The sequence below is a fragment of the Pseudomonas sp. R3-57 genome, assembly GCF_051132065.1.
GTDB lineage: Bacteria > Pseudomonadota > Gammaproteobacteria > Pseudomonadales > Pseudomonadaceae > Aquipseudomonas.
In genome coordinates, this window is sequence record NZ_CP071655.1 from 2,134,023 (window position 1) to 2,149,853 (window position 15,831).

The 15,831-nt window shown below is 60.1% G+C and carries 14 protein-coding genes; 10 read left to right on the forward strand and 4 right to left on the reverse strand.

Going from position 1 to position 15,831, the window contains the following annotated elements; genetic code table 11:
* The first annotated feature begins 97 nt into the window (after window positions 1-97).
* On the forward strand, window positions 98-583 hold the full coding sequence (locus tag J3P93_RS09745) for a DMT family transporter (protein WP_434596919.1): 486 nt from the start codon (window positions 98-100) through the stop codon (window positions 581-583).
* A gap of 3 nt (window positions 584-586) precedes the next feature.
* Window positions 587-1,039 carry a DMT family transporter gene (locus tag J3P93_RS09750; protein ID WP_434596921.1) on the forward strand — a complete coding sequence of 151 codons (453 nt, stop codon included), beginning with the start codon at window positions 587-589 and terminating at the stop codon, window positions 1,037-1,039.
* 548 nt (window positions 1,040-1,587) lie between these two features.
* Here the strand turns inward: J3P93_RS09750 and J3P93_RS09755 are convergent.
* Window positions 1,588-1,860, reverse strand: coding sequence for a hypothetical protein (locus J3P93_RS09755; protein ID WP_203418729.1), 273 nt, complete (start codon window positions 1,858-1,860; stop codon window positions 1,588-1,590).
* Between the two features lie 35 nt (window positions 1,861-1,895).
* A complete protein-coding gene (locus J3P93_RS09760) occupies window positions 1,896-2,123 on the reverse strand; it encodes a DUF6555 family protein (protein ID WP_090284584.1) in 228 nt (75 codons plus the stop codon).
* A 136-nt stretch (window positions 2,124-2,259) separates the two neighbouring features.
* On the opposite strand from J3P93_RS09760, the gene J3P93_RS09765 reads away from it, so the two are divergent.
* The 3 genes from J3P93_RS09765 to J3P93_RS09775 all read left to right on the forward strand — a co-directional run bounded on the left by J3P93_RS09765 (window position 2,260) and on the right by J3P93_RS09775 (window position 4,420).
* A complete protein-coding gene (locus tag J3P93_RS09765) occupies window positions 2,260-3,033 on the forward strand; it encodes an AraC family transcriptional regulator (RefSeq protein WP_434596924.1) in 774 nt (257 codons plus the stop codon).
* Window positions 3,034-3,260: 227 nt separating this feature from the next.
* The gene (locus J3P93_RS09770) at window positions 3,261-3,434 is read left to right on the forward strand and encodes a DUF1427 family protein (RefSeq protein ID WP_007969534.1); all 174 of its coding nucleotides are present in this window, start codon (window positions 3,261-3,263) and stop codon (window positions 3,432-3,434) included.
* A gap of 29 nt (window positions 3,435-3,463) precedes the next feature.
* Window positions 3,464-4,420 carry a quinone oxidoreductase family protein gene (locus tag J3P93_RS09775; protein ID WP_434596927.1) on the forward strand — a complete coding sequence of 319 codons (957 nt, stop codon included), beginning with the start codon at window positions 3,464-3,466 and terminating at the stop codon, window positions 4,418-4,420.
* 147 nt (window positions 4,421-4,567) lie between these two features.
* Here J3P93_RS09775 and J3P93_RS09780 read toward each other — a convergent pair whose 3' ends face one another.
* Entirely contained in the window at window positions 4,568-5,590 is a 1,023-nt protein-coding gene (locus J3P93_RS09780; RefSeq protein WP_434596929.1) for a purine-nucleoside phosphorylase, read from the reverse strand.
* Between the two features lie 15 nt (window positions 5,591-5,605).
* Window positions 5,606-6,565, reverse strand: coding sequence for a nucleoside-specific channel-forming protein Tsx (locus J3P93_RS09785; protein ID WP_434596931.1), 960 nt, complete (start codon window positions 6,563-6,565; stop codon window positions 5,606-5,608).
* A 367-nt stretch (window positions 6,566-6,932) separates the two neighbouring features.
* Here J3P93_RS09785 and tssI point away from each other — a divergent pair, with 367 nt between their 5' ends.
* From tssI to J3P93_RS09810, 5 genes are read left to right on the forward strand one after another with little or no spacing between them, the layout of a single operon-like run.
* Complete coding sequence (gene tssI / locus J3P93_RS09790) at window positions 6,933-8,936, forward strand: type VI secretion system tip protein TssI/VgrG (protein WP_434596932.1); 2,004 nt, start codon at window positions 6,933-6,935, stop codon at window positions 8,934-8,936.
* Window positions 8,933-9,799 (forward strand): DUF4123 domain-containing protein, encoded by an 867-nt coding sequence (locus J3P93_RS09795; RefSeq protein WP_434596934.1) that lies wholly within the window; start codon window positions 8,933-8,935, stop codon window positions 9,797-9,799. The genes tssI and J3P93_RS09795 overlap by 4 nt, the downstream gene beginning before the upstream one ends.
* The gene (locus J3P93_RS09800; RefSeq protein ID WP_434596935.1) at window positions 9,796-13,386 is read left to right on the forward strand and encodes a toxin VasX; all 3,591 of its coding nucleotides are present in this window, start codon (window positions 9,796-9,798) and stop codon (window positions 13,384-13,386) included. Before J3P93_RS09795 ends, J3P93_RS09800 begins: the two co-directional genes overlap by 4 nt.
* Entirely contained in the window at window positions 13,376-14,491 is a 1,116-nt protein-coding gene (locus J3P93_RS09805; RefSeq protein WP_434596936.1) for a hypothetical protein, read from the forward strand. Before J3P93_RS09800 ends, J3P93_RS09805 begins: the two co-directional genes overlap by 11 nt.
* Entirely contained in the window at window positions 14,491-15,828 is a 1,338-nt protein-coding gene (locus J3P93_RS09810) for a hypothetical protein (RefSeq protein WP_434596938.1), read from the forward strand. The genes J3P93_RS09805 and J3P93_RS09810 overlap by 1 nt, the downstream gene beginning before the upstream one ends.
* Window positions 15,829-15,831: the final 3 nt, after the last annotated feature.

The following is a 15,831-nucleotide window of genomic DNA, read 5'->3' on the forward strand; positions in this document are numbered from 1 at the left end:
GCGAGTTGCGCAAAAGTGTTGTCCGAATGCTCCCATTTATCGCACAGCTGTGCCAGCCGATAATCCGCGCCATCGTTTCTTGAAGTGGAAAGTTTTCATGCAGACGCTGGATGAGGTGGCTGTTGCCGCACCCGTTAGGCAATCGGGGTTGCGCTTGTTGTTGCTGCCGCTGGTGATATTGGCGGGCATGGGCTTGTCGGTGGAGGCCGGGTTGCTTGGGCCGTTGGGCGAGCAGGTCGGGCACCTGTGGGCGACGCTGAGTATCTTCGGCGTCGGTGCGGCGATCCTGTTCTTGTTGTTGCTGTTCGCCGGCCCGCAGAAAGGCCCGGCGTTGACCGATCTGCCGCGCTGGCAGTTGATCGGCGGGTTTCTCGGGCCGATGTACGTGGTGGTGCTGACCCTGGCAACGCCGCATATCGGTATTGCCATGACCATGATCGCGATCCTCTCGGGGCAAGTGGGCAAGAGCGTGCTGATCGACCATTTCGGCTGGTTCGGCGCGACGCGCAAGAAGGTCAATGGCGAGCGTTGGCTGGCCTTGGGGCTGATCGTGGTGGCATTGATTCTGATTGCGCGGGGGTGAGTGATGGGTCTGGTGATTTTGTTGGCAGTGGTGGTGTTGGCCGGCGCGGTGTTGAGCGTGCAAGCGGCGATCAACGGGCGCTTGGGTGAGTCGGTTGGCGTATTGCGCAGCAGTCTGCTGACCTTTGCAGTCGGCGCTGTGGTGACCGGGTTGTTGATTTTCTTTTTTGAGCCGGTGCAGACGGTGAGTTTGCTCGACGTGCCGAAGTGGCAATTGACCGGGGCCCTTTTTGGTGTGGTGTACATGATGGTGATGGTCGGTGCGGTGCCGGTGGTGGGCACGGCGGTGGCGACGGTGGCGGTGATTGTCGGGCAGCTGGGAATGGGGATGTTGATCGATAATTTCGGCTGGTTGGGCAATCCGGCGATCGAACTTTCGTCGAGTCGGGTTTTGGCGATGGGGTGTCTGGCATTGGCGCTGGTGTTTATGTATCGGAGTTCTTCGCGCCTGGATTGATTTTTTGGGTTGCTGAGATGGGGGGTATATCCGTTGCTTCGGGTGATGCGGCTGGCGGTTTCGCCCTTACGGCGAGTCCCTTTTTCAGACGCCAAAAAGGAACCAAAAGGCTTGCTCCTGCGTTCGGCCCTCGCAAGCTCGGGTCCCTTCGCTCCGGGATCGATCCGGGCGCAGCGGCTACGGTTTGCTGCGCTGCACCTACTTCCGCTGTGTCTGGCTGCGCCAGACGGTCGCTGCGCTCCCACGCCCGGATCAATCCCTGCACTCAGCCTTCCGATGTCGCTGGTTAGGCAAGATCAAGATCAAAAGCACTCGAGCTGGCGCTCATTGTTGAGTGGTGAGAAGCGGATGGTTGGCGTGGGATTGGTGGTGGATTCGCCCCTCACCCCAGCCCTCTCCCCCTGGAGAGGGAGCCGATTTGTGGGCTTTTCGAAAACTGCGTACGACTCGGTATTTCAGGTCAGCGTACCATTCGCATCCACCTCGGTCGGTTCCCTCTCCCTCCGGGAGAGGGCTAGGCGGGCGGCGTTCCGATGAGGGGCTTTTGGCTAATCTGGCTCTACCTGCAATTTCAACCCCGCGTCTTCCATCCGCTCCGTCTCCCGAACACTGCCCTGAAGCGTGCGCCCATCCACTTTCACCACGACGATTTTCGCCTGGTCCAGATCCTCCGGCACCGGCGCCTTGACGCATAAGGTGAAGCGGTAAGGATCGTCCGCAACCGTTTCGAGCCCAACCTCACAATCCACGGTTTTGCTGATCTGGCCGAAGAACGTGGTCAGGCCGTAGTCCAGCCGCGCCGGGTGGTAAAGGATGTCCATCAGTGCTTCTCCTTCGTCCGCAAGCGGCTGGGTGGTTAATGCGTCTGGCGCCAGGTGACGTTTTCCAGGCCGAATTTTTCCGCCATCGGTTTGCTGGTCTTTTGTACCTTTTCACGGCCAAAGCGCGGGATTCGGCCGACGCCGGCGTCGCAGCTCGCCCAGTGCCAGGCTTCGGCATTGTCCATTTTGTCCGAGCGGATAATGAACGACTTGGGCGTACCGTGAAGGGTGTAGTCGATAACAAAAAGTTTTGCGTTGTTCATAAAGCCGGTATTCCTCCCTGTGGTAATTAACGGATCGCAGGGCGTCGCGAAAATTCAGTCGGATTGTCCGACGGTAGCGATGATTGGCGAGCGTCGGGCGCGCTGGTTACCATGGCGCCTTCGCCAACCCCAATGAATGCTGGCCATGGCCCTTGCTGCGCCCCCCGATCTGAGTGACCCCGATGTGCCGGTGCAACCGCTGGCGCGCACCTATCCGCGTGGGCTGTTCATCGAGCCCCATGAGCATGTCTGGGGGCAGTTGCTGTATGCGATGAGCGGGGTGATGTGGGTCGAGACGCCGCACGAAGCGCTGGTCGTGCCGCCGCAGCGGGCCGTGTGGTTGCCGCCGGGGGTGCCGCACGCCATTCGCGTGGTATCGGACTTGCAGATGCGCAATATCTATCTGCGCCCGGCGCTGGCGGCGACGCTGGATGCGACGGTGCAGGTGATCGAGGTCGGCGGTTTGCTGCGTGAGCTGATTGTCGGCCTGGTGGCGCAGGGTGACAGCGGCGACCCGGAGTACTACGAGGCGCTGGTCAGTCTGGCCTTGCTCGAGCTCAAGCGTGCGCGGCGCTCTTCATTGAAGGTTCCGCTGCCGGACGATTCCGACCGGCGGCTGATGAACGTGTGCCAGGCGGTGATGGCGGCGCCGTCGCTGGCGCTGCCGTTCGAGCAGCATGCGGAGAATGCCGGGGCCAGCGTGCGCACCCTCGCGCGGCTGTTCAAGGAAAGCCTCGGCATGGGCTTCGCCGAATGGCGGCGGCAGGTGCAACTGGCGACGGCGGTGGCGGAGTTGATTCAGGGCGTGGCGGTGAGTGCCATCGCGCGGGAGCTGGGTTATTCGCCGAGCAGTTTCAGCGACATGTTCCGGCGTGAGCTCGGGGTGGCGCCTTCGCAGTTTGCTGTGTAGGAAAAACGTCTGATTTGTGAGATCCCTGTGGGAGCTGGCTTGCCAGCGATGGCGGCACGGCATTCAACGGATATGTTGACTGACCCACCGCTATCGCTGGCAAGCCAGCTCCCACAAGGTTCTTTGTGAATTGGGGTTTTTGTCCGAAATTCAGAAGTCCTTGGCCGATACCGCTCCACCCGTTTCCCTAGACTCGGCCCATCATTTATCGCGGCGGAGTTCCTTTCATGAACTACCTAATTTCTCTGGCCATCGGCCTGGGCGTCGGCCTGCTTTATGGCGCGCTCGATTTCCGTTCTCCCGCCCCGCCGGCCATTGCGCTGGTGGGCCTGCTCGGCATGCTCGCCGGTGAACAGTTGTGGCCGATGGGCCGGCAATTGGTTGCCGGTTGGCTGTCTTGAATTTCTCTTCTCTTTGGGTGGATCGTTCCATGAAAGCGCTGCAATTCGATAAAACCGGCGACCTGTCTTCCCTGCGTTACGCCGAAGTGCCGTCACCTATGCCGGGCCCTGATGAAGTGCTGGTGCAGATCAAGGCTGCCGGCCTCAACCCCAGCGATGTGAAAAACGTCCTCGGCCGTTTTCCTTACACCACGCTGCCGCGGATTCCCGGGCGGGATTTTGCCGGGGTGGTGGTCGAAGGCCCGCAAGCGTTGATCGGCCAGCAAGTCTGGGGCACTGGTCGTGAACTGGGCTTCTTCGCCGATGGCTCCCATGCGCAATTCGTCAGACTGCCGGCCAGCGGCGTCGCACACAAGCCATCGCACCTGAGCTTCGCTCAAGCGGCCAGCCTCGGCGTGCCGTACACCACGGCGTGGGATGCGCTGGAGCGCAGTCTGGTGCGCGCCGACACACGTTTGCTGGTGATCGGCGGCGGGGCGGTGGCGACAGCGGCGTTGGCGCTGGCGAAAGTGCGCGGCGCACAGTTGCTCGCTGCCGCGCGGCGTCCCGAGCAAGTGGTCGACTTGCAGGCTCAGGGGTATCAGACGATTCAGCTGGAAAAACCCGAAGACCTCGGTGCGCAGGTCAACGCGGTGTATCGCGGCGGCGCCGATGTGATTTTCGACACCACCGGTTTCTGGCTGCCGGCCTCGGTGGCAGCATTGGCCACGTTCGGGCGCATCGCAATCATCGCCGCGCCAGTCGACGGCCACGTACAGCTGCCAGCACTGGCGTTGTACCGCAAGGGCGGATCGGTGGTGGGGATCAACTCGCTGTTGTATGGCGTTGCAGCGTGCGCGGCGATGCTTGAGCAGTTTGGGCGGTTTTTCGATGAGGATCTGCTGCCGTTGCCGCAGGGGTTGGTCGAGGTGCCGCTGGCTGAAGGGGTACAGCGTTATGTTGAGGTGAACGAGGGTGGCGGGGACAAGATCATCCTGATTCCCTGATTCCCTGATTCCCTGATTCCCTGATTCACCACAAAACCCTTGTAGGAGTGAGCCTGCTCGCGATAGCGGTGTATCAGTAAACGAATATGTGACTGACACACCGCTATCGCGAGCAGGCTCACTCCTACAGTTGATTTGTGGCGGGGCTCAGGACTGCGGGACGCCGTTCTCCCACGCCGACCAGTTTTTCAGGATGTCCTGCACCAGCGGGTTACCGGCCCGGTAGAGGTTTTCCAGCGCCGGCACAAACCCACCCTGGTCGGCGTATTTGAGCAGGTTGTCGACTTCGCTGCCGCCGGGTTGCGGGCGGTCGAAGTCGGAGCCGGCGCGCACCACGGCGAGGCGCTGCACGTCGACCAGGCCTTCGCGGCTGGCGCGTAGCAGCGCTTCATACGTGGAGTTGTCTTCCTGTTGCGTGGTGCAGTATTCGCCCTTGTTGTCGGTTAGCAATTGGGTCCAGACCTCGGCGCGTTCGCTCAGGCGCGTGCCGGAAAACCAGGTGTTGCCGGCCAGCGTATCGCAGCGCGTCACCACCGGTGGCTGGTTAGCCGGAGCGGAAGGGTATTTCTGCCGCCACGCCGCCGATTCCTTGCTCTCGCTAAGAACCACCTTGTGGCTCAGCGCGAAGGCCTTGGCTTGCAATGTCGGGTTGAGTTCGAAGACTTCAGTCTTGTAATCCAGCGGCGGTTTTTCGTCCGGCCCTTGGGTGTTGATGCCCAGATAACCGGTCGGCCAGCTCGCCGGCGCATCGCGCGAATCCAGCTCCCACTGCGTGCCGAACTCGACCAGATAATGCGCCCATGCGGCAGTGCCGAGGGTGCCGTGTTTGGGGCTGATGCCGGCAATGCCGGCGATCAGGAAGTAACTTTTGCGCAGGTCGAATTTCGGCGACAAGGCCAGTGCCAGGGTCGACGCGGCGGCGTTGGTCTGGCCCATGCCGGTGGTCAGCAGGCACACCTGCTGGGCGTTGCAACGGATGCTTGGGTATTCGGCGGACAGCCCCGGCACGCGGATTTCCTGTTTCAGCTCGAGCCGGTCGATCCAGTGCTGCGCCTCGGGGGCGAACATGGTGATCAGCACGACTTTCGGTTGAATCGGTGCCTCGCTCGCCCATGCAGTGGAAGAGAGCAGGGCCGCACCGGCCAGGGTCAAACGTTTCATGGCTTGCATGCAAAACTCCTTGAGTCAGAACTGATAACCGATGCCGGCGTAGTAACCCCAGCCGTCGGAACGTGCGCGGAAATTACCGTCGCCGAAATTCAGCTCGCTGCCGTCATCCCAGTTGCCGCCGTTGTGGAAATAGCGGCCTACGAGGGTGAAGCGCACATGCGTGAACGAGTAGAGCAAGACGTTGGTCGCCACTGTCGCGTTGGCGGTGCGCGCCGGGTCGTCCTTGTGCAGGTCCGAGCCGAAATCGAAGTTGGTGAAGCCAATGTAGGTCAGTGATGCGCCGTTGCTGAATTTGTCGATGGGGACGATGTATTTGAGCTGCGCGCGGTAGCCGTCCCACGAATACTCATTGCTCGCGCCGTAGTTTTCCCACTGATAGCGACCGTACAGGTTGGCCGACAGATTGACCCGCGAGTGCGTATCGATGTCGGTGCCGAAACCGCTGTAAAGCGTGTTGGCGCGGTTTTCCTTGCGGCTGCCGTGGTCGTAGATCCAGTCGAACGCCACATACCATTCCTTGAACGGACCGATGGCCAGACTACGGCCGGCGAGGTAGTCGATGGAGATCCGCGGTTCGTGCTCCATGAACACCGGCGAACCGTGATCCCACACGCCTTTGTCGTGGCTGTTGCCGATGTTGAAGATCTTCGGCACGTCGATGTAACCGTAGAGTTCGAACGGGCCTTTGCGGCCGAAATACTCGTATTCCAGATAAATGTCATCGGCCGGTTGCGGGCCGAAGCTGATGTCCTTGCTGCCGATCAGGGTCAGGTCCTGGTTGTACCAGTCCGACAGGTACGCACCTTTTTTTGGCGGGCTGGCCTCGGGGCTGAGGCTCTCGCCCTGAGCGGATTCTTCGGCGGGCGCCGGTTGTGCATAGGCGCTGTGGCTGAGAAATCCGGTAACGCCGGTCAGTAGCAGGGAAACAGCACAAGTGCGCAACAACGGTGCGCGTTGAGACGAGGCGAGGTGCATTCAAAGTCCTTTTTTCGATCAGGGCCCGCGATTCCGTGGGCTATTCCGGTTTGTCAGGAAAACGCTGGTAATAGTGACAAGCAAACGTTTGCACAAGACGTACCAGTTTTTTCAATAGCCTGAATTTGCGGAGGTTTCAGTGTGATTTCTGAGAGGGCGGTCAGGTACGGTTTTGCGCGCATAATTTTGCCTGGGGAAGCTGATTATCGGCACTGAATTAAGACTTTTCCGTCAGAACTACAGCGAAAGGCTGTCGGTCATTTCCGGTTTGCCCGCGTCCTACGTTAAACATGGAATCGTCTGACTTCACCGCTAGCCCGGTGACCTTGCACAGTCCTGTGTTCAAACCAGACACAGGGACAGGTGCATGCTCAGCGGCGGCAAAACGGTGGTTTTCACGCTCGAAATCGAGGGCGTTTCCCACGACTTTCAGGTGTTCGAATTCCGCGCCACGGAGGCGCTCAATCGGACCTATGAAATCAATCTGGAACTGGTCAGCGAATATCCGGAACTCGACCTGGAAGCCTTGCTGCATCGGCAGGCGTTTCTTCGTTTCGATACCAACGGCGGCGGCATGCACGGGCTGGTTTATCGGGTCGGCCAGAGCGACAGCGGCTCGCGGCTGAGTCGATATCAGATGACGCTGGTCCCGCATCTGGCCTATCTCGCCCATCGCCATAACCAGCGCATCTTTCAGAACCGCAGCGTGCCGCAGATCATCGCCAGCGTGCTCGGCGAACACGGCATGCAGGCTGATGCCTGGCGTTTTCAGCTCAGCGCCGAATACCCGCCACGCGTGTATTGCGTGCAATACCAGGAATCGGACCTGCACTTCATTCAGCGCCTGTGCGAAGAAGATGGCCTGCATTTTCATTTCCGCCACGACCGCCACGCGCATCTGCTGGTTTTCGGTGACGATCAGACGGCATTTTTCAACGCCGACACGCCGACTGCTTATGTACAAGGCAGCGGTCTGGTCGCTGCGGCATCGGTCATCGACCAGTTCAGTGTGCGTCAGGAAACCCGCCCCAGCGAGGTGGTACGGCGCGAGTATTTCTTCCAAAGGCCTCATGTGCTGCTTGAAGCCAAAGCCAGCGAAGCCCGGGTCCCGCCGCTTGAGGATTATGCGTTTGCCGGCTCATTCACCGACCGCGATCGCGGCAAACACCTGAGCCAGCGCACCCTCGAGCGGCATGGCGCGGACTATCGCCTGGGCAAAGGACGCAGCTATCAGGCATCGATGCGCAGCGGGCACCTTATCGAAATAACAAGTCACCCGCGCGACGACTGGAATGATCTGTGGCTGCTGAGGCAGATCGACCACCTCGGCAAACAGCCCCAGGTACTCGAGGAAACGTCGACCACGCTGCCCGATACCGATGACATGTCCCAGGGTTATCGCAACCACTTTGTCGCAACGCCGTGGGACGTGGTCTTTCGCCCTGCACTCGAGCATCCCAAGCGGCGCGTCAGCGGCAGTCAGCCGGCACGGGTCACCGGCCCTCCGGGTGAGGAGATCTACTGCGATGCCTATGGACGGGTGAAAGTGCAGATGTTGTGGGACCGCGAGGGCCAGTTCGATGAGCAGTCCAGTTGCTGGCTGCGGGTCGCCACCGCTTGGGCTCACGAGCGCTACGGCAGCGTGCAGATTCCGCGGGTCGGCATGGAAGTGCTGGTGGGTTTTACCGAAGGTGACCCGGACCAGCCGTATGTGCTCGGCTGCCTGCCCAATGCGCTGACACCGGTGCCGCTGGATCTGCCGGCGCAACACACACGCAGCATTATTCGCAGCCAGAGCAGCCCCGGCGGCGGTGGCTACAACGAACTGCGCATCGACGACAAAAAAGGCGCCGAGGAAATTGCCGTGCGCGCCCAGCGCGATTACCTCCAGCACGTGCTCAACGATCAGCGCGTGCAGATTGACCATCAGCACACGATGGTGGTCGGCGGCATCTGCAGCCATGAGTTGCGCAGCGATGAACACCATCTGACCCACGGCAACCGCCTGACCGAACTCAAGCAGGACGATCATTTGTGGGTGCAAGGCGACCAACATGTGCGGGTCGCCAGTCAGCGTCTCAGCGCCGCGCAGCAGATCCACCTCGGTGCCGGCCTGCAAGTGGTGATCGATGGCGGCAACCGCCTCGTGCTTCAGGCCGGCGGGCAGTGGCTGACGCTGGGGCCGGAAGGCATTTTCAGTAGCGTGCCCGTTGTCCAGGGCGGGGCGCCGGCGGTAGCGCTGTTGGCGGAGCCGTTGGTGCCCGGCGCGCTGCCGGTGTTGAAGGTGGCCTTCGATGCGCTGCAGCAACGGCATGCTTTGGTCTCAACGCGTACCTCGCGTTGCCTGATCTGCGAGGCGAGCCAGGCATGAGCGATTTGCGTGCATTGCCGGACGGTTTGCCATGGACCGTCGAGCAGGCCTTTCTACTGCTCGACGGTGCGGTGCTCAGCGGTCTGCCGCAGCGTCTGCAGCAGATCAGCCCGGCGGTCAGCCCCCTTGCCCTGTACGACCAGCCGCCGTTTTCGGCGTTGCGCGAGGTGTCGCCATTGCTGGTCGCGCTCGCACCGTCCGACGCGGCTTTGCTCAACTTCCATCTGCAACATGCCGAGGACGAATGCGGCGTGTTGATGTTCAGTGGTGCGCCGGCCCATGTCGTCGCCGAGCACTGGCGAAAACTGCTCACGGTGGAACTGCCGACCGGCGCGGCGGCGCTGTTGCGTCTGGCGGATGCGGCAGTGGTGCAGGCCTTGTTTGCCAGCGCGCAGCCCTCACTGTTCGGGCCGTTGACCTGTGTGGTCACGGCCGACCGGGTGCCTGCGGTTTGGCACGTCCACCGGCCCCGCCAAGCGGAATGCCCGCCGCTGTGCCCGCCTTATCGCCTCAGCGCAGAGCAGAGCGCGGCACTGGATCAGGTCGACCGGCGGCGCATGTTGCTCGATCTCGATGCGCACCTGTTGAGGTACTTTCGCGATTTTCACAGAGGGGAAACCCTGAGCCTGCGGTGGCCGATGCTCGAAGACATCGAAGCCCGGGCCAGCGCGCTGCATCTGAGCTGTCAGGCCGAGTTGTTCAACTACGCCAACCTGACGGCGCTGCTCGACGGCAGTGCTATCGAGCAACACCCGCACATTCAACAGTTGCTCCACAGCCCCTCGCTGCAACCACCCGGCGAGCGCGTCGCGCTGGCCGTTGATCTGGCGGAGCGGTGGGCCAGCCAAAGGAATAAACCATGACTCATCCTGCGATTCTCGCCGCCGCCGCTGCCTCGAAAAAACCCTTCGGCTCGCTGGATTTCTGCCCGCTGCGGCAAACCCATGTGCAGTTGCTGCCGCTGGCTTACGGTCTGGTGGAGCGGCCGCACGACCCCGTCGCCGAATTGAACCTGCCCTATGCCCTGACCGCGCACCCGCTGGGCATTCGGCGATTGCGCGATGGCTGGCTGTACATCATCGACAGCCTCAGCGGCGAGCTTTACGAATACCGCGTGCTGGACGGCATCGTTACGGCGTTGCTGCATCAGGGCAAAACCGTTACCGAAGATCAGCGCGCCGCCATCGAAGAGCGGCCGGCGTTGATCTTTGCGCGCAAGAGTACGTTGTACGTCACCTTCGCCGACGTGCCGTTGAGCGCGGCCAAATGTCGACAGGTTCTGGACAGTCGCGAGGAGCGCGAGCATTTCATGCAGGCGGTCGACCTGGGGCCGGTGCATTGTCAGACCGGTGGCGAGCATTTGCTCACCGTGGCCCAGACCAAACAGTGGCTGGCGGAAGTGGCCAGCGTCGCCGAACCGGTTGCCGAGGCGGACGCCACGCGCATGCCGCCGGTGCAGGTCAGCGACGCCCCGGAGCACGAGCGCGAGCCGTATCTGTGGGAGAACCCGCGGCGTTTTCGCGAGGCGCACATCGGCGAATTCCTCGGCCGGGTCCGCGGGCCGTATCAGGACGACACGCTGTTTCTGCTGGTCAACGACGACCTCGGGGTGATGCGTGATCTGGCTGATTATCAGGACACGGTTGTCGGCTGGATTGAGCAGTGGAGCAACACCGACAACAACGAGCGGGATTACCTGCTGGCCAGTTACATTGAGTCGCTGAGTCAGCTCGGTGCCCAGGATTTCGACACGTTGGCCAAGGCCAGTGAGGATCCGCGCGCTCAGGCATTGTTTGCTGAACTTGAGCAGTTGCCCGAACCGGACCGGGAAAATATTCGGCAAGCGCTGCTGGAATATCTGAACAAGGGTGGTGAGCTTGTCCCGGCGGATACTCAGGCTCGACCTGAACTGCAGCAACAGCGCGAAAAGGCGCTGGACCAGTCGCTGGCGCTGAACCGCTTCGACGGCGTTGCCCCGGATTTCAGCGCGCACGGTCGCGTTACCGCCGAAGCGGACCGGCGTTTTTACACCCGCGAATACTTTCTTGAAGTCGCCCCCCAGGACTTTGTCGAACGGCACCTGAGCACGCTGGTCGACCTCGGCAAGGACCAGAACCGGCGGATGAACGACGTGCTCGACGGCCCGCTCCTGAGTGGCAAACGCGGCATCAACGACCTGATCGACCGCCCGGCCATGGACGAGGTGCTGACCCGCCATCGCGACAACTTAGGCCGCTGGAATCGCCTGCTCGAACGCATCACCGCCGACCGCGCGCAGCTGCTGAGCGCCGGGCGTTTCCATCGCTCGGCATGGTATTTCGATGCGCAATTGCCGGTGCAGATCGATCAGGCCTTCGCCAGCGAATACGCCTGCCTCAAGGACATCGGCCGCAGCGACGCGGCCAATGAACAGATGCTCGGTTACCTTGAGCACCATCCACAACTGACCCGCCCGCTGTTCTACACCTTGGCGCTGCGCCTGCAGACCGAGCACGCCGGGCAATATTCAACGCTGTTCAACGCCGGCATGGCGATGTTCAACAACCTGCCGGACTGGCTGAGCAAACTGCAGAAAATCGAACAACCGCACCTGCCGGCGCTCGACGACCTGCCCGCGCACAGCCGTGTTCTTGCCGAAGCGGTGCAGGACACCTACAGCCCGGCCCTGAACCTCGGCCTAAGCCGTGCGCTGGAAGGTTTCGACCTGACCGGCGAGAAAATTCCCGAACTGGACGAACTGTTCCAGCGCCTGCCCAAAGCGCTGCGCCTGCGCCTGTTCGATGCGGCCCGCACAACCGGCGTGACCTTCACCGTGTCCACCCCGGCGGAACAAACCGCGCTGCAAGCCACAATCAAGGAAACGCTGCGCGAACGCGAGTACCTGAAAACCCTCAACCGCGAGCGCAACCAGCTCACCCACAACAAAAACCGCCAGGGCCACAAAACCGCCCGGGCAGTGGAATTGCAGGAAGAAGTCGTCCGCGTGCGCACGCAGCTGACGTTGTTCGAAGGTCGGTTAGCGGCGGCGTTGAGCCCGATTGATGAACTGCCGGATCGCTCGGCGCGGCTTTACGGCGCCACGCCGGCGAAAGCGGGCGTGACGGTGGTGTTTCCGCCGCCGCAGCAGCGGGAATTGCGTGGGTTGCTGGAGAATATTCGCGCTGGTGTGGCTGGGGTTTCGAAGGCAAGTCTGGTGCGGACGGAAGGGATGGGGTTGTTGGTGGTGTTGGTGCAGGTGGTGAATTTGCTGGGAGCTTATCGGGAGGTGATGAAGCAGACGAGGGATGGGAAGAAACGAGCGGAATTTTTTGCGGCTCTGGCCGCGACAGGCGCAGCCGGATTTACCGCTGCACAGGGGCTTGCAGATACAGCGTTAAGGGCTCGCAGCACGAGTCTTGTCGGGAGTTTGCAGCTTGAAGCGTTGCAACAGGTTCGTGTGCAAGTGGGGAAGTTGCATGTGGGGTTGGGGGGATTCACTTACACCTTCGGTCTACTGTCATCTGTTAACAGTTTTAACAATCACAGACGCAATTGGCAGGAAGCTGTTCGTAGCGGAGATCACTCGGCGCAAACCGGGGCTGCACTTGCGACGCTGGGCGCTGGCGGCATGGCGTCCGCCAACACATACGGTTTAAGTGAAACGCTGTTTGCTGGCTATAAAATAATTAATGCCCAAAACAATGCGGCAAGGACAGTCGCCTGGGCTGCCGCTGGTACACGTCTTTCTTTAGTATTCTTTCGCTTTAATTTAGCCGGCGCGTTGTTCACCGTGCTGGAGTTCGTCGGTACTTGGCTGTTCAATCGTTACAACCTCTCTGCCCACGATAAGTGGTTGAAAATCACGCCTTGGAGCCATGATGAAGAGATGCGCGGTGACCACTCCCTGGATGACTATCAAAGTTATCTCGCTTTTTTAATACACGCTCCTTATGCCCAATCAGGACCTGATCCCAGTGACACTTGGCTGAAGACCTTACTATTTGGCGCCAAGCCCAGCGATATTCATTTGGTTTTGCCGAGGCTGGCGCTAAATGATCTTATGCCGCCGTTGAACGGTAAACCGACCCATCGCTTGGGAATCGGCGCCCATCGACTTGTTCTACCGCTGCATGGTCGCGGTGTGCCGCAAGTGCGCAGGGAGGTCATAAGTGAAGAGATATTGAGCAGTCTGCGAATCGTGAAGTCATCGCCAGATGGTTTGGTACTTTGCCTTCAATACCCCGTCCGTCCCGACTCTGAGTACGTGCCTGCAAAGGAAACGCTCGAACTTGCCGTATGTATTCAAGCTGTTAATGGCAATGGCGAGTGGGCATCCCGAACCCGTGTCATACATATCGATCCTCGGGATACCGGCCATTTTGCCGTTGTTGTTCCCGGCTCGGTCAAGGAAAACCCTCCGGTGCTGCTGGTAGAAACTCAATACCTCGAACGGGCTGACCATGCTAAATAATCACGATGAGCCTCTTGGTACTGCGCAATGTGAGGTGATTAGAAGAGCGGGGGATGTGGAGCCGTTCCCAAGCGGGAAAATTACCTATCTCGCACCGTTGCCATTGCCAACACCGATGCCACCTTATGGCCCGCATATCGGTGAACTCAATGATGTTTACATGGACTTCGGATTAGGCCAGCCGGAAGTTTTCATGTGGCAAATGACTCTGGGAGGGCCATTTGCTACGTCGTTCTCGGTGCTTTTTTTATTTCCGATTATTACTGGCTTTTTAGGGATTATTTTCGGCTATGGTCAAGAAGCCATATGGGAGTCAATGCTTGCCATCTTCGAAGAGGCTCGCGAGAACATTCTATTGACGGGGCCTTTTACGCTCCTCATCGGCCTGGGCGTCTGGCACCACGTCCACAAAAAACGCCTCTCCCTCATCCCAACCCGCTTCAACCGCCAACGCCGCGAAGTCTGCTTCATGCCCGAGGGCGCCACTGAACCAGTCTTCGTCCCTTGGGAATCGCTGTCCGCGTGGATCATCGAAGCCAAAGGCGCCACCCAGTTCGGCATCCATCGCCAATACGGCATGGGCATCGGTTTTCATCACGGCGAAACCCTCACCAGCCTCGAATTTCAGTGCGCTGGCCTGGAGCTTGCGATCAGCCACTGGGAGGCGATCCGCGGCTACATGGAATACGAGGTCAACGACCTCAAATCCATCCAGAACTTGCAGGATTTGCAAGGCCCGGACGACCCGCCCCACGAAGGCCTGCACACCTTCCGCAATGCCCGCGCGCGAATGCATCAGCAGATCCGCGAAGGCCGGCGCTCGCGGTTGTCGGGTTTCTTCTGGTACCTGTATCACGTCATGACCTTATGGACGATCCCCAATCGCCTGGTCGAATGGGAAGTGCGCCGACTCGAAAGAGTCGGCAAGCAGGCGCTGCCCGAAGTTATGCGCGAATGGTCCGAGCCGCTGCCGAAAGAGCAATGGGCCAAGCCCAGTGAAGAGCTGTTGCGACTGAGTGAACAAGTGCGGCGTATGCATAAGCGCCAGCCGCATCGACCGATTACGCAGATTTTTGCTGAGGTTTGCAGGCGAGCTGCAGACTGATGCAGAGCAGTTTTGTGATCAGTGAGTGGGAAGCTTTTTGGCTGTTTGAGCGTATTCGCGAGCAGGCTCGCTCCCACAGGGGACCGCGTTGGATGCGGATGTTTCGGATGATGTTGGTCAAGGTTGGAGAGCCTTGGGGTGACCGCCATTTCTCAGTCGTAGCTCCCGCCTCGGTCAAGAAAACCCTCCGGTTCTGCTGGTTGAAACTCAATATCTCGAATGGGCTGACCATGCTGAATAATCACGATGAGCCTCTTGCTACTGCGCAATGTGAGGTGATTAGAAGAGCGGGCGATGTGGAGCCGTTTCCAAGCGGGAAAATTACCTATCTCGCACCGTTGCCATTACCTTCATCGATACCGCCTTACGGACCTCACATCGGATCGCTCAATGACGGGTACATGGACTTTGGTCTCGGCTCACTAGAGGTCTTCCCGTGGCAGCTAATCCTCGGCGTGACGACCACAGGCACCTTTATGGTTCTCGTTTTATCTCCTTTGTTCACTGGCTTACTAGGGATTCTATTTGGCTATGGAAACGAGGAAATTTGGGAATCAATGGTTGGTGTATTCGAAGTGGCATTGGAAAATGAATTAATTTGCGGCCCCTTGATCTTGCTCATCGGCCTGGGCGTCTGGCACCACGCTCACAAAAAACGCCTCTCCCTCATCCCGACCCGCTTCAACCGCCAACGCCGCGAAGTCTGCTTCATGCCCGAAGGCGCCACTGAACCAGTCTTCGTCCCGTGGGAATCGCTGTCCGCGTGGATCATCGAAGCCAAAGGCGCCACCCAGTTCGGCATCCATCGCCAATACGGCATGGGTATCGGTTTCTACCAAGGTGAAACTCTCATAAGCCAGGAATTCCAATGCGCCGGCCTGGAGCTCGCGATCAGCCACTGGGAGGCGATTCGCGGTTACATGGAGTACGAAGTCAACGACCTCAAATCGATCCAGGACCTGCAAGACCTGCAAGGCCCGGACGACCCGCCCCACGAAGGCCTGCATACTTTCCGCAATGCCCGCGCGCGGATGCACCAGCAGATCCGTGAAGGCCGCCGCTCGCGGCTTTCGGGGTTCTTTTGGTACCTGTATCACGTCATGACCTTATGGACGATCCCCAATCGCCTGGTCGAATGGGAAGTGCGCCGACTCGAAAGAATCGGCAAACAGGCGTTGCCCGAAGTTATGCGCGAATGGTCCGAGCCGCTGGCGAAAGAGCAATGGGCCAAGCCCAGCGAAGAACTGTTGCGACTGAGTAAACAGGTGCGGCAGATGCACAAGCGCCAGCCGCATCGGCCGATTACGCAGATTTTTGCTGAGGTTTGCAGGGACTGACGG